This window comes from Methylobacterium pseudosasicola, assembly GCF_900114535.1.
GTDB lineage: Bacteria > Pseudomonadota > Alphaproteobacteria > Rhizobiales > Beijerinckiaceae > Methylobacterium > Methylobacterium pseudosasicola.
The window spans coordinates 20,258-33,868 of sequence record NZ_FOTK01000033.1 but is presented as its reverse complement, the minus strand read 5'-3'; the positions used below and the strand labels follow the sequence as shown (position 1 = coordinate 33,868).

Annotated in this window: 13 protein-coding genes; 12 read left to right on the top strand and 1 reads right to left on the bottom strand. The window is 68.6% G+C overall.

Going from position 1 to position 13,611, the window contains the following annotated elements; all coding sequences use genetic code 11:
* Positions 1-177: 177 nt before the first annotated feature.
* The 8 genes from BM228_RS24890 (at position 178) to BM228_RS24860 (ending at position 8,071) form a co-directional block, all read left to right on the top strand.
* Positions 178-1,188: a LacI family DNA-binding transcriptional regulator gene (locus BM228_RS24890; protein WP_092044805.1), complete on the top strand. Its 1,011-nt coding sequence runs from the start codon at positions 178-180 to the stop codon at positions 1,186-1,188.
* A gap of 50 nt (positions 1,189-1,238) precedes the next feature.
* Positions 1,239-1,526 carry a hypothetical protein gene (locus tag BM228_RS34025; protein ID WP_139234188.1) on the top strand — a complete coding sequence of 96 codons (288 nt, stop codon included), beginning with the start codon at positions 1,239-1,241 and terminating at the stop codon, positions 1,524-1,526.
* Between the two features lie 672 nt (positions 1,527-2,198).
* A complete protein-coding gene (locus tag BM228_RS24885) occupies positions 2,199-3,047 on the top strand; it encodes a transporter substrate-binding domain-containing protein (protein WP_092044803.1) in 849 nt (282 codons plus the stop codon).
* A gap of 16 nt (positions 3,048-3,063) precedes the next feature.
* The gene (locus tag BM228_RS24880) at positions 3,064-3,807 is read left to right on the top strand and encodes an amino acid ABC transporter permease (protein WP_092044802.1); all 744 of its coding nucleotides are present in this window, start codon (positions 3,064-3,066) and stop codon (positions 3,805-3,807) included.
* Positions 3,808-3,857: 50 nt separating this feature from the next.
* On the top strand, positions 3,858-4,580 hold the full coding sequence (locus tag BM228_RS24875) for an amino acid ABC transporter permease (protein ID WP_425284991.1): 723 nt from the start codon (positions 3,858-3,860) through the stop codon (positions 4,578-4,580).
* Between the two features lie 17 nt (positions 4,581-4,597).
* A complete protein-coding gene (locus BM228_RS24870) occupies positions 4,598-5,392 on the top strand; it encodes an amino acid ABC transporter ATP-binding protein (RefSeq protein ID WP_092044799.1) in 795 nt (264 codons plus the stop codon).
* Positions 5,392-6,726 (top strand): MmgE/PrpD family protein, encoded by a 1,335-nt coding sequence (locus BM228_RS24865; protein ID WP_092044797.1) that lies wholly within the window; start codon positions 5,392-5,394, stop codon positions 6,724-6,726. Before BM228_RS24870 ends, BM228_RS24865 begins: the two co-directional genes overlap by 1 nt.
* A gap of 40 nt (positions 6,727-6,766) precedes the next feature.
* On the top strand, positions 6,767-8,071 hold the full coding sequence (locus tag BM228_RS24860) for an LLM class flavin-dependent oxidoreductase (RefSeq protein ID WP_092044796.1): 1,305 nt from the start codon (positions 6,767-6,769) through the stop codon (positions 8,069-8,071).
* A gap of 169 nt (positions 8,072-8,240) precedes the next feature.
* On the opposite strand, the gene BM228_RS24855 is transcribed toward BM228_RS24860, so the two are convergent.
* Positions 8,241-8,945 carry an IclR family transcriptional regulator gene (locus BM228_RS24855; RefSeq protein ID WP_092044794.1) on the bottom strand — a complete coding sequence of 235 codons (705 nt, stop codon included), beginning with the start codon at positions 8,943-8,945 and terminating at the stop codon, positions 8,241-8,243.
* Positions 8,946-9,129: 184 nt separating this feature from the next.
* Here BM228_RS24855 and BM228_RS24850 point away from each other — a divergent pair, with 184 nt between their 5' ends.
* From BM228_RS24850 to BM228_RS24835, 4 genes are all read left to right on the top strand, one after another.
* Positions 9,130-10,464: an MFS transporter gene (locus tag BM228_RS24850; RefSeq protein ID WP_092044792.1), complete on the top strand. Its 1,335-nt coding sequence runs from the start codon at positions 9,130-9,132 to the stop codon at positions 10,462-10,464.
* A gap of 104 nt (positions 10,465-10,568) precedes the next feature.
* Positions 10,569-11,483 (top strand): DUF1932 domain-containing protein, encoded by a 915-nt coding sequence (locus BM228_RS24845; RefSeq protein WP_092044791.1) that lies wholly within the window; start codon positions 10,569-10,571, stop codon positions 11,481-11,483.
* A gap of 41 nt (positions 11,484-11,524) precedes the next feature.
* Complete coding sequence (locus tag BM228_RS24840; protein ID WP_092044842.1) at positions 11,525-12,199, top strand: RraA family protein; 675 nt, start codon at positions 11,525-11,527, stop codon at positions 12,197-12,199.
* An 82-nt stretch (positions 12,200-12,281) separates the two neighbouring features.
* Entirely contained in the window at positions 12,282-13,601 is a 1,320-nt protein-coding gene (locus tag BM228_RS24835; protein WP_208612093.1) for an MFS transporter, read from the top strand.
* Positions 13,602-13,611 lie beyond the last annotated feature (10 nt).

Below are 13,611 nucleotides of genomic sequence, written 5' to 3'. Positions count from 1 at the left end.
TCCCGGCGGGGCATCGGCCTGTAGGCCGGCTCATCGTTGCCGTGACTGAAAACGTTTTCACAAAAGTTGTCAACGGCAGCACCGATGAGACGAGTGGAACGACTTGCGAACGCAAGCGACCGGTGGCACCCCAAGCTGTATGCTGCTGAGAACGTTTTCTGTAGAAGGCCCGGGATCATGACGGTCGGCATCCGCGACGTGGCCCGAGCGGCGGGCGTCTCGACCGCCACGGTCTCGCGCGCCCTGGGGCGCGGGCCGGTGAGCGACGCTCTGCGTGAGCAGGTCGAGGCGGCGGTGCGGGCGACGGGCTACCGGCCGAACCTCTCGGCCCGGCGTCTGCGCTCGCAGGCGGCCCGGACCATCGGGTTGATCGTGGCCGACATCCGCAACCCGTTCTTCACCGCAGTGAGCCGGGCCGTGGAGGATGCAGCCTTCGCCTCCGGCATGCGGGTGATCCTGTGCAACACCGACGAGGATCCGGCCCGCGAGGCGATGTATCTGCGCCTGATGGAGGAGGAGCGGGTTACCGGCGTGATCTTCGCCCCGACCCGGGTCACCCTGGAGAGCCTCGACACATGTCCTCTGGGCTTCCCGGTGGTGCTGATCGACCGGTCGGGGCCGCCGGGCACCCATGACAGCGTGGTCCTCGACAACGTGTCCGCGGGCGCCGCCCTGGTCGACCACCTCGTGGCCCGGGGCTACGCGCGGATCGGCGGCCTGTTCGGCGCGACGAGCACCACCGCCCAGGAGCGCCAGGCTGGCTACGCGGCGGCGATGCGGCGCCACGGCCTCGCCCTCAGCATCCGGACCGTCGCGCCGAACGCGGCCGCCGGAGAGGCCGAAGCCATGCGCTGGCTCGCCGACTCCGACCGCCCGGAGGCCCTCGTCCTGTCGAACGGCCTGATCCTGATGGGAACGGTACGGGCGGCCCGGAATCTCGGCCTCGCGATTCCGGGCGATCTGGCGTTGGCCGGCTTCGACAACGAGCCCTGGACCGACCTGATCGAGCCCGGCCTCACCGTGATCGAACAGCCCGTCGCCGAGATCGGCGCCCAGGCGATGCAGCGACTGTTCGAGCGGATCGCGAGCCCGGACCAGCCGGTACGCAAAATCATTCTCAGCGGTCGTTTGGTGGTGCGGGGCTCGACCGCACAGGCTAAGCGGCCGGAAAACCGGGGACCGAATTAGGAGTTGCCGCTCGACTTCGGTTGTTCGTCTTTAGAAGATCGGGGGGTGTTTTGGGCGCGCAGATTGATTACGTCCTTGTCGACCAGCAGCAGGCAGGCTTATACCACGTCGGGGTGGCGCCCCATGACCAGCTCGACCTCACTGACAAAGATGTTCTTGTCGGCCGAAACGAGTATGTCGTCGGTCTGGAACGGGAAAATGTGGAAGCTGAGTCGGTTCTGCCGAAAGAGATCGTTGGCCTGCACTGTGATGTGCGTGAACAGTGCTTGGTGGGTGATGCCGTAAGCGACAACGACCGAGGCGGCGTCCCGGTTAGTTGGCTTGCCGAGACGCGGTAATGCTGGGCGCTGCCGTGGTTGGGCCTCCTGCCCATAAATTGAAGAACCAGCCCCGACGAGTTCTACTGGTGCCGAGATCGGCCGCGGACCTCCGAGCTTGAAGCACGCTCACTTGCTACGCGGCAAGCACCGGTCCGATCGAGGCCAAGCGATACAGGAGCGTGCCACTGAGGGCGCGCACGATACCGGCTCTCGGGCGGCGCGGCACCGCGTCGGGATTGGGGCGTAACAGGGTCCGGAACTCGGCCGGAGCCCTCCGCGTTGCACCCAAATACGATCTGAACGCCACGCTTCGCCCGGCCAGAATCCCGGGGATTGCGTGTCGTCCCGGAGATCGCATTGTCACTCTGCCGATCGAGCGCGTTGATCGGCACATTCACCGCCCCGACGATGATCGCGCCAGCAACAGTCATGCGAAAAAATCGGAGGCCGATCTGCTTGGCTACGAGGATGCTGTCGACAGAAACATCGTTTTATTTCGAATGCAGAACGTAGGAGACAATACTAAAATTTAATGTTGCTTGAAAACGTGATTACCGTACTGACGGCACGCGCGGGCATTTCGATCGTGCACACGCGAGGTCCGATCGGCCGATCGGGCTGATCCGGCTTTGCGCGCGTCTCCATGCCTCGTATGGAGGAGCTCGCCCTGCGTATTGCACCGGAGCCATCATGGCGCCCACTCCGTCGTTGAAGTTCCGCCTCGGTGCGTTAGCCCTGGCATCCCTTGGCCTCGTCGCGGCCACAGCCTCCCGCGCGGACGCGACGCTCGACCGGATCAAGGGCCGACAGAAACTCACGGTCGGCATCATCCTCTCGGGCGCCCCGTTCGGGTACATCGACCCGCAGACCCGCGCCGAGAAGGGCTTCAACATCGACCTCGCCCGGGCGCTGGCCGAGAAGCTCGGCGTCAAGGTCGAGCTCGTGACCGTCACGCCGCCCAACCGCGTGCAGTTCCTGCAACAGGGCAAGGTCGATATTCTGATCGCCAACATGCAGTACACGGAGGATCGCGCGAAGATCCTCGATCACGTGCCGACCCCATATGACCGCGCCGGGGGCGCAGCGCTGGGCCGGAAGGACAGCGGCATCCGGGATTGGACGGACCTCAAGGGCAAACCGGTCTGCATCTCGCAGGGCTCGAATTACGCACAGCCCCTGGCCGACACCTACGGCGCTGTGGTCAAGGGCATCCCGAGCCAGCCCGAGTCGATGTTGGCGCTCCAGGGCGGCAACTGCGTGGTCGCCGTCCACGTGGCCCCGACGCTCAAGCTCCTGCTCGCCGACCGCCCGGACGAATGGAAGGACTACGCCATCGTCATCCCCACCGAGCTGGAACCGGCCGACTCAGTGATCTGGCTGCGCAAGGGCGAGCGCGACACCAGCGCGGCCCTTGATGCGGCGGTTCGCGACCTGCACGCCTCCGGCGCCATGCTGGACATGGCCAAGGCAAACCGGCTGGTCGACCCGACCTTCCTGGAAGAGGAGCGGCGCAAATTCGTCGCGCAGGCCAAGCCCTGACGCGGTCGCATCAAGCATGATCGACGAGGCCCTGCAGCGCTTCATCGCCCTCGCGGGCAGGGTTGGCCTGCACTATGACTTTCTGCTCAGCGGCAGCGAGGTCCGGCAATGGGCCGCCGGGATGGGTACGACGCTGTTGCTCGTCGTGCTGGCGATCCCCCTCAGCCTCGCGGCCGGGATCGCCTTCGCGGCGGCCCTGACCTCCGGCCGCCCATGGCTCGCCCTGCCGGTGCGGGCCTATGTGGAGCTGACGCGCAACACGCCGACGCTCGTCCAGCTCATGTTCGCGTTTTTTGCCCTCAACATGCTCCTGTCCCGGGCGCTGGGCGGTGCGGCGCACAACCCGTTCACGCCCTTCTTCTGGGTGGTGGCGGTCACAGGGCTCCACATTGCGGCCTTCCACGCAGAGGCTCTGCGTGGCGGGATCGAGGCCGTGCCGGCGCCCCTGGTGGAGGCAGCCCAGGCAACCGGTTTCTCAGCCTTCGAGATCCTGCGCTTCGTGACTCTCCCCCTCGCGCTGCGCACCGCGCTGCCGGCCCTGATGAACAACCTCGTCAACCTGGTGAAACTGACGACTATCGGCTCGGCGATCGCGGTCGGCGAGGTAACCTATGCGTCGATCATGATCTGGACGCAGCGTGACAACGTACTCGAACTGATGATCGTCATCCTGCTGTTCTTCGGGCTCATCAACCTGACCGTGTCGCGGATCGGCCATTTCGTGGAGCGCCGCCTCGCCATACCGGGATACGGCGTGTGAGCGCCGCCGCGCTCCCCGCGCGCGGCGCCCTGCGCGCGGCTTGGCCCTGGCTGGCTCTGGCTGCCGGGAGCGGCCTCTTCTGGTCGTTCCTCGACGCCCGACTCACGCGGGATCTGCTGGATTGGCTGCCTTACCTCGCGTCGGGCTTCGTCATGAACGTCCTGATCAGCGTGCTTGCCATGGCGTTAGGCACGCTGGGCGGGGTTGTGCTCGGGGCGATGGAACTCTCCAACGCCCGGGTCGTGCGCGCGCCGGCCGTGGCCTACGTGCAGTTGTTCCGCAACGCGCCGCACCTCGTGTTGATCTTCGCCACGACCTACATATTCCCCTTCGAGATCGTCGTGGCCGGCAGCTACCTGCCGTTCCCGGACTGGCTCAAAGCGGTGCTCGGGCTCGCCGTCCCGGCCTGCGCCTACGTGGCCGAGATCGTGCGCGGTGCGATCCTGTCCGTCCCGACAAGCCAATGGGATGCCGCCAGGGGCAGCGGCCTGTCGCGAGGCCAGACCCTGCGCTGGATCATCCTGCCCCAGTGCCTGCGCCGGGCGCTCCCGCCCTGGATGAACCTCTACGCCTCGATCACCATGAGCACGGCGCTGGCCTCCCTGGTCGGCGTCCATGAGCTCTTGCACGCCGCCACCGATGCCAGCACCGCCGTGCGCCGCGACGACTTCACCATCGCGGTCTACCTCACGGTGCTCGCGGCCTTCTTCCTCTTCTGCTTCCCGATCTCGCGCCTGACGCGGCGTCTCGAACGCCGCTTCGCCCCGCGCTGAAAGCTGAACGCCGCACCATGGCACAGGACCACACCCCTCGGCCGATCCTCGTCGAACTCCGGGACGTCCACCTGTCCTTCGGGGCGGCCGAGGTGCTCAAGGGCATCGATCTGACGGTGGCGAAGGGGGATGCGGTCTCGATCATCGGCCCTTCGGGATCGGGCAAGTCCACGATCCTGCGCTGCATCAACGGGCTCGCCCAGCCGCACACGGGCCGGATCACGGTGGCCGGCACCCGGGTCGACACCCTGCGCACCGAGGCCGAGCGGATCGCCCTGCGCAAGCGCGTCGGCATCGTGTTCCAGCAATACAACCTGTTCCCACACCTCACGGTGCTGGAGAATATCACGCTCGCCCCGACTCGCATCCTCAAGGTGCCGCGGGCCGAGGCCGAGGCGCTGGCGCGCGACCTGCTCGCCCGGGTCCGCCTGGCCGACAAGGTCTCGGCCTACCCGGGCGAATTGTCCGGCGGCCAGCAGCAGCGCGTCGCCATCGCGAGGGCGCTGGCCATGCGGCCGGAGCTCGTCCTGTTCGACGAGGTCACGTCCGCCCTGGACCCTGAGATGGTCGGCGAGGTCCTGGCCGTCATCCGCGAGCTGGTCCGAGACGGGCTGACCAGCATCCTCGTCACCCACGAGATGCGCTTTGCCGAGGAGATCAGCGACACGATCGCGTTCACCGAGAACGGCCGGATCGTCGCCCAAGCCCCGCCGGCCGAGCTGTTCTACCGGTCCGGCAATCCGCGCATCCGCCAATTCATCGGCGGCTTTCAGGGCTACCGGGACGCCGTGCAGCATCGGGAGGGAATCTGATGCCGAACCGGCGCACCGCCGCCCTCGCCGAGGCGATCGCCGCCTCCCGACCGGATAAGGATCCCGCCGCGATGCGTGCGGCGCGGATCGCCCTCGTGGACTTCCTCGCCTGCGCGCTGGCCGGCAGCACCGACCCGTCGCTCGCGATCGTGCGCGGCGTGTTCGGCAATGCGCCCGGCCGCGCCCTGGTGATCGGCTCCGCGCAGCCGGCAGACCCGTTCCTGGCGGCCCTTCTCAACGGCCATGCCGGCCACGTGCTCGATTACGACGACGTGCATGCCAGCGTGCGCGGCCACCCGACCACGGTGATCGTCCCGGCGCTGCTCGCGGCCCTCGACTCGGACGCGCTCCCAACCGCGGATGCGTTCCTGGCCGCCTACCTGGTCGGGCTGGAGACCATGGCGCACCTCGGGCGCGCGATCGGACCCGCCCATTACGAGCGCGGCTTCCACGCCACCGCCACACTCGGGCCCCTTGGGGCCGCGGCGGCGATCGCGCATATGCGCGGCTTCAGCGCCAGAACGACCGCAATCGCCCTGGGGCTAGGCGCGACGCAAGCCGCCGGGCTGCGGCTGCAATTCGGATCCGATGCGAAGCCGCTCCATGCCGGGCTCGCGGCCCGCAACGGCCTGGTGGCGGCGCGCCTCGCCGAAGCCGGCCTATCCGGCGCCGACGATTGCCTCGATGGTGAAAACGGGTTCCTGCAGGCCTACGGCTTCGGCGAAGCGGCACCCGAGCGGGTGCTGGAGGGTTGGGCGGCGCCCTGGCAGATCGTTCGCCCCGGCCTCACCCTGAAGGCGTTCCCCTGCTGCACGGCGGCTCACCCCGTGGCGGTGGCCGGCCTCGCCTTCCATCGCGAGGGCATCCGCGACCTAGCGCGAGCGACGATCACCTTCCCGCCGGGGGGCGACGCCGCCCTGGTGGTCCGGACGCCGCGCACCGGCATCGAGGCCCGGTTCAGCCCGGAATACATCCTGGCCGCCGCCCTCGTGGATGGTGCCGTCCGGATCGACCATTTCGACGAACGCCCGGTCCGCCCCGACCTCGCCGCGCTGGCGGTGCGGGTCGAGCGCCGGCACGACCAGGCCGCCCGCCGCCTCTCCTCGGACCCGAGCACGCGCTTCGTCGTGGTGGAACTGACGGACGGGCAGGGCCGGACGCACGAGCGGCGCATCGACGGCCTGCCCGGGCTCGCCGTTGCCGACGACAAGTTCCGGGACGCGACCGCCGGATCCGAGGCGTTGCGCCCCGTGCCCGACCTCGTGCGCACCATGCACGACGCGATGGATCTCGCCCGCCTCCTCGCCTGCCTCGCGCAACCGCGGCAGCCGTAAGCACCCCGGCCGCCCCCGAACCCCAGCCGTGAGCCCGCCCATGACGACGACCCCGCGACAGATGCATCTCGGCCTGTTCCTGCAGGGAGCCGGCCATCACGTCGCGGGCTGGCGCCACCCGCGCGCTGAGGCCGGCAGCGAGAACTTCGATCTCCTGCGCCGGGTGACGCAGATGGCCGAGGATGCCAAGTTCGACATGGTGTTCCTGGCCGACGGCCTCACCAGCGCGGTGGATGCCCACCCGTCGATGATCGCCCGCTTCGAGCCGCTGACGCTGCTGAGCGCGCTCGCCATGGTGACGACCCGCATCGGCCTCGCGGCGACCTCCTCGACCACCTACGGCGAGCCTTACCACACCGCCCGGGCCTTCGCGTCGCTCGACCATTTGAGCGGCGGACGCGCAGCCTGGAACATCGTCACCACCTCCTACGGACGCACCGCCAACAACTTCTCCAAGGAGCATCCGGCGCATGATGAGCGCTACGCGGTCGCCGAGGAATTCGTCGACGTGGTCTGCGGCCTCTGGGACAGCTGGGACGACGACGCCTTCGTGAAGGACAAGGCGCGCGGCGTCTACGCCGACCCCGCGAAGGTGCGGGTGCTGGACCATGTCGGCCGCTACTTCCGCGCCAAGGGCCCGCTCAACATCCCGCGCTCGCCGCAGGGCCACCCAATCCTGATCCAGGCCGGCTCGTCCGGGCCGGGCCAGGATCTCGCCGCCCGCCGGGCCGACGTGGTGTTCACCGCCCAGCAGACCATAGAGGAGGCGCAGAAATTCTACGCCAGCCTCCGCCAGCGCGTCGCCGGCTTCGGCCGCGATCCGTCCACGGTGGCGGTCATGCCGGGCATCCTGCCGGTCATCGGCCGGACGCGCGAGGAGGCGAGCGCCAAGCTGATCGAGCTGGACCAGTGGACCGACATCGCCAGCGCGATGCCGCTCCTCGAGGAACGTGTCGGCCATTCGCTGGCACCCTACGACCTCGACGGCCCGCTCCCGGACCTGCCGCTCTCGGATCAGCTGCGCAGCCGGGCCGAGCTCCTCACCGAGCTGGCCCGCCGGGAGAACCTGACCATCCGCCAGCTCGCCTTGCGGGTGGCGGCCGGACGCGGGCACCACATGATCGTTGGCACGGCAGCTAACATCGCCGACCGCATGCAAGCCTGGTTCGAGGGCGGCGCGGCGGACGGCTTCAACGTGATGCCGCCGTTCTTTCCAGACGGCCTCAGCGACTTCGTCCGCGAGGTTGTGCCGCTGCTTCAGGAGCGCGGGCTGTTCCGGACCGAGTACACGGGCACGACCCTGCGCGCGCATCTGGGCCTTCCGCGTCCGCTTCCGGGATGCTGATGGCTTCGGCTCAATGACGGCTATGGGCGCAAATTGGTCGACCGGAGTTGGCCGATAGCAAAAGGGCCGCTTGCCGGCGCGGACGCAGCGAAGCGGACAGGAACAGCGGTCGGCTCCTGATGAAGGGCGGCCTTTACGTTCAAGCGCACTCCGGCGCCATGCGATGCTGTCAGAGCTGCGCGCCGAGCTCGGACGATAACCGCTCCCCGGCCTCGCGCAGCGGAGCTTTCAGGGCTGCGGCGCGGTCCGCGCTGAGACGCGACGAGGGCCCGGAGAGCGCGAGGGCGCCGATGAGCCGTCGCTCTGTGCCGAACACCGGCATGGCGAGCGAGGCGACGTGCGGGTCGGTGATGCCCGACGTGTAGAGGGGAAGCTGGATCGCGATCCTGTCCGAGGCGCGCCGATCGCCGAATGTTCTCAAGACTTGGGCGATGGCGGATTCATCCATCGGCCGCATGTCGCCCGGACGGACGTTCATGCGCAGCGGCGACGGCGAGTCCGCCCGGAAGAGGCAGAGCCGCTGGTTGCCGCGGCGGATGTAGAACGAGGCCGTCTCCAGGGACTCGGCGGCAAGCCGCTCCAGAACGGGGACGATCCGCTCCTCCAGCGCGAAGGATTGCTGATAGACCGAGCCGATGCGGGCGGCCTCGACGCCGAGACGGTAGCGGCCGTCGTCCAGGCGCTCGATCAGATCGAACTTCTCCAGCGAGATGCAGAGCCGCATGATCGTGCTCTTCACGAGCGCCGTGCGGTTGGCCAGTTCGGAGAGTTCCAGGGCGTCATCGCCCCGCCGGAACGCGGTCAGCACCGTCAGCACCCGGTCGGCCGAGGCAACGCCTTCGAGCTTCGGCCTCGTTCGAGCCTCCTTCGGCATGGGGTCGCGCTCGCTCGATCGTCACGATGACGGGGACGCGCGATCCATACTGATGACACCGCCGCTCACCAAGCCGTGACGCGGGATCGTCGTTCATGGGGGGGGGGCCGCGTTGACACGTCCGACGCTTTGAGCGATTTAAAATGAAACGCCGTTTCAAAATGGCAATACGGGAGTAGACGCGATGATGCGAGGGCAATCGGCCGAGCCGACCCGCGCTTCGGCCCCCGCGGTCGATGAGCGGCGCCTCTACGGAAAGATGATGCGGCGAATCCTGCCGTTCCTCTTCGTATGCTACGTCGTCAGCTATCTGGACCGCGTGAATGTCGGCTTCGCCGCGCTCACGATGAACGCGCATATTGGGCTGACCGCGACGTCGTTCGGCATCGGTGCCGGATTGTTCTTCCTCGGCTATTTCATCGCCGAGATCCCGAGCAACCTGATCATGATGCGGGTCGGGGCGCGGCTCTGGATTGCCCGGATCATGATCACCTGGGGCATGGTCTCGGCCGCGACGGCCTTCGTGACCGGTCCCATTCAGTTCGGCATCGCGCGGTTCCTGCTCGGCCTCGGTGAGGCGGGCTTCGTACCCGGCGTCTTCCTCTACCTGAGCCTGTGGTTTCCCTCCGCGGTCCGGGCGCGGGCCACCGCCCTGTTCCTGCTCGGCATTCCGGTGGCCAACATCATCGGGTCGCCGATCTCCGGGGCGCTGGTGCAGCTCGAAGGCCTCGGCCTCGCGGGCTGGCAGTGGCTGCTCATCCTCGAAGCTGTGCCGGCCATCGTCCTCGGCGTCGTCTGCCTGTTCGTGCTGACCGACCGGCCCGAGAAGGCGACGTGGCTGTCGGCCGCCGAGCGCGAGGTCCTTGTCGCAAGGCTCGCCGCCGAGAAGGCGGAGATCGAGAAGAAGCATCCGCTCACCCTGGCCCAGGCGCTACGCAATCCGCGAGTCCTGTTGCTGGCGGCCATCAATTTCTGCGCGATCATCGGCTCGCTCGGCATCGGTCTCTGGCTGCCGCAGATCATCAAGCAGCTCGGCCTCGCGACCTCCGCGGTCGGGTTCGTGACCGCGATCCCCTACCTCTGCGGCGCGGTGGCGATGGTGGTGTGGGGCCGACTGTCGGACCGGGGCAGCGACCGCACGGTCTATCCGGCCATCTCGCTGTTCGTCGGCGCCGCCGCGCTGGTGGCGAGCGCGCTCACGCCCACGCCGCTCCTCACCATCGCGGCGCTCTGCGTCGCCGTGATGGGCATCAACTCGTTCGTGGCGACCTTCTGGGCGGTGCCTTCGGGCTTCCTCACCGGCCGCGCGGCGGCGGGCGGGATCGCGATGATCGTCTCGGTCGGCAATCTCGGCGGCTTCGCCGGTCCCTATCTGATCGGCCTCGTGCGCGACCTCTCGGGCGGGTTCACGGCGCCGCTGCTGGCGGTCGGCGGAATTCTCCTCCTCGGCGCGATGCTGATGCTGGCCTTCGGCCGGCAGGTCCGCCGGGACGGACTCCTCGCGGCGGTTCCGGCCTGACCGCCGTGATCGCGCGTCCCGCACCCGCACCGCTTCATCACGACCCCTTGGCCGCCGGCCCGATGCCGGCCCCCATCCAAGCCTAGCCCGGACAGGAGTTTTCCATGGCAGACCGCACGCAGTTCAGGCTGGGCCTCGTCGGCTACGGCGAAATCGGCAGCACGCTCGGCGCCGGCCTGCGCGGGGCCGGTCTCGACGCCATCGCCTGCTACGACAAGTACGCGTTCGACGGACCGTTCGCGGATCTCATCCAGGCGCGGGCGAAGGAGGCCGGTGTCACCCTCGTCCGCTCGAACGGCGAGCTCGCCGAGGCGGCCGACCTGATCGTCAGCGTCACCCCGGGGGCCGCCTCGCTGGAGAGCGCGGACGCCTTCGCCCCGGTTCTGACACGCCGACACAACTTCCTCGACTTCGCCTCCGCGACCCCGAAAATCAAGCAGGGCGTCGCGCGGACGCTCGAGGCGAGCGGCGCGCTGCTGGGCGACGGGTCGATCGAAGGCACGCCGCTGCACGGCTACGCGATGCGCATGCTGTCGAGCGGCCCGGCCGGCGAGCGGGTGCGCGACCTCCTCGTACCCTGGGGGATGCAGATCGAGTTCACCGGTCCGGTGCTGGGCACGGCCTCGGGCATCAAGATCATCCGCTCGGTCCTCATCAAGGGGATCGAGGCCCTCACCGACGAGATGCTGCTCGCGGCCCGGCAATACGGAATCGACGAGGTCGTTCTCGCCTCCGCGTCCAAGACCCTGGCCCGGCCGTGGATGGACACGGTCCAAAGCCTGACCCCGTCCGGGGTGATCCACGCCAAGCGCCGCGCCGAGGAACTGGAGATGTCGGCGGATGCGGTCGCCGATGCCGGCGTCGAGCCGATCATGGCGCGTGCCGTCGCTCAGCGCCTGCGCTGGAAGGAGAGCCTCGGCCTCAAGGACCACTTCAAGGGCGTGGTGCCCCGGACCTACCAGGAGGCTCTCGACGCCATGGTGCTCAAGGCCGGCCTGAAGCCCGTCGGGCAGGGCTGACCGTTTCCCGCCATTCCGCCGATCGCAGGAGCAGAATGACCATGACCATCGGATTCAAGATCCACCCGCGCGCCCGCACGGTCGACGCCGCCACCGTCGAGAGGTTCAAGGGCATCGCGGTCGCCAATATCAGCGATTCCATGAACCGCATGGCGCATGGCGGCCCGCGCCTGCGGCCGCTCCATGCCGGCGGCGTGATGTGCGGCGTCGCCCTCACCGTCCGGTCGCGCCCCGGCGACAACCTGATGGTGCATGCCGCCCTCAACCGCGCGCAGGCCGGCGACGTCCTCGTCATCGATGCCGGCGGCGACCTGACCAACGCCATCATCGGCGAGCTGATGCTGTCGCAGGCGCAGCATGTCGGCGTCGCCGGCGTCGTCGTGAACGGGGCCGTGCGCGATTACGGCTGGATCCGGTCCGGCCCGTTCCCGGTCTACGCCGCCGGCATCACTCATCGGGGCCCCTACAAGAACGGACCGGGCGAGGTGAACGCCACCATCGCCATCGACGGCATGGTCATCGAGCCGGGCGACCTGATCGTCGGCGACGACGACGGCTTCATCTGCGTGCCCTTCGACCAGACCGAGGGAGTCTGCGCCGCCGCCGACAAGAAGCAGCAGGGCGAGGCCAAGACCATGGCGGCCATCAAGGCCGGCACCGTGGACCGCTCTTGGGTCGAGCGCGCCCTCAAGGAGGCGGGCTGCGAGGGGGCCTGATCCTCCGCAGAACCGCACCACAAAGGCTCGGGGGCGCGGGACGTCGCGCGAGCCGCATCTCACAGCACCGGGAGGTCTGGACGTGAGCGTCTCCGAGCACACCGCGCATCCGCTGGAACAGGCGACGATGCGCCGGGTCATTCTGCGGCTCGTGCCGTTCCTGATGATCTGCTACTTCTGCGCCCTGCTCGACCGGGTGAATGTCGGCTTCGCTGCCCTGCAGATGAACCACGACCTCGGCCTGACGCCGGCGATGTTCGGGTTCGCGGCGAGCCTGTTCTTCGTCTCGTATTTTTTGGTCGAAGTCCCGAGCAATCTCGCCCTGCAACGAGTCGGCGCCCGGCGCTGGATCGCCCGAATCATGATCACCTGGGGCTTCGTCACCATGGGCATGGCGCTCGTGACCGGCCCGTATTCCCTCTACGCGATGCGCTTCGTCCTCGGCGCGGCGGAGGCCGGGTTCTTCCCCGGCGCGATTCTGTACCTCACCTACTGGCTGCCGAGCGCCTACCGCGCCCGGATCATGGCGACCTTCACGGTCTCGATCCCGCTCGCGACCTTTTTCGGCTCGCCCCTCTCGGTGATGCTGCTCGAACTCGACGGCGCGCTGGGCCTCAAGGGCTGGCAATGGCTGTTCGTGCTGGAGGGCGTGCCCACCGTCCTGCTGGGCATCGCTTGCCTGTTCGTGCTGACCGACAGGCCGCGCGACGCCCGCTGGCTCGGCGATGCCGAGCGCGCCTGGCTGGTCGGGCGGCTCGACGAGGAGGCGGCGCGCAAGAAGCCGATCGGCCACATCTCCCTGTGGCAGCTCGCGCGCAACAAGTACTTCCTGACCATGGCGCTGGTCTGCTCGGGCGCCTCCGCGACGGGCAGCGTCCTGTCGGTGTGGCAGCCGCAGATGATTAAGGCGTTCGGGCTGACCAACCTGCAGACCGGCTTCGTCAACGCGATCCCCTACGGCATCGCCACGATCCTGATGGTGCTGTGGGGCCGCCACTCGGACCGCCAGGGCGAGCGCCGCTGGCACACCGCCATCCCGTTGCTGCTGGCGGCGGGCGGCCTGTCGTATCTCAACCTGACCGGCGGCGTCGTGACCGCGGTCATGGCCGTGTCCTTCGCCCTCGTCGGCGCCTACGCCTTCAAGGGGCCGTTCTGGGCGCTATCGGCCGGATGGCTGTCGCCGGGGACGCTGGCGGCCGGGCTCGCCGGGATCAACGCCATCTCGAACCTGATCGGCGGCGGCCTGATGGTGAACGTCGTCGGCCTCGTGCGGGATGCGACGGGCAGCTTCCCCCTCGGCATGCTCCCGGTCGCGGCGCTCGACGCCGCCGCCGCGATCAGCGTGCTCGTGATCAGCCGCACCTATGCCCGCGAGGCCCGGGCGGCGGCGGTGCCTGCCTGAACACCAGCCG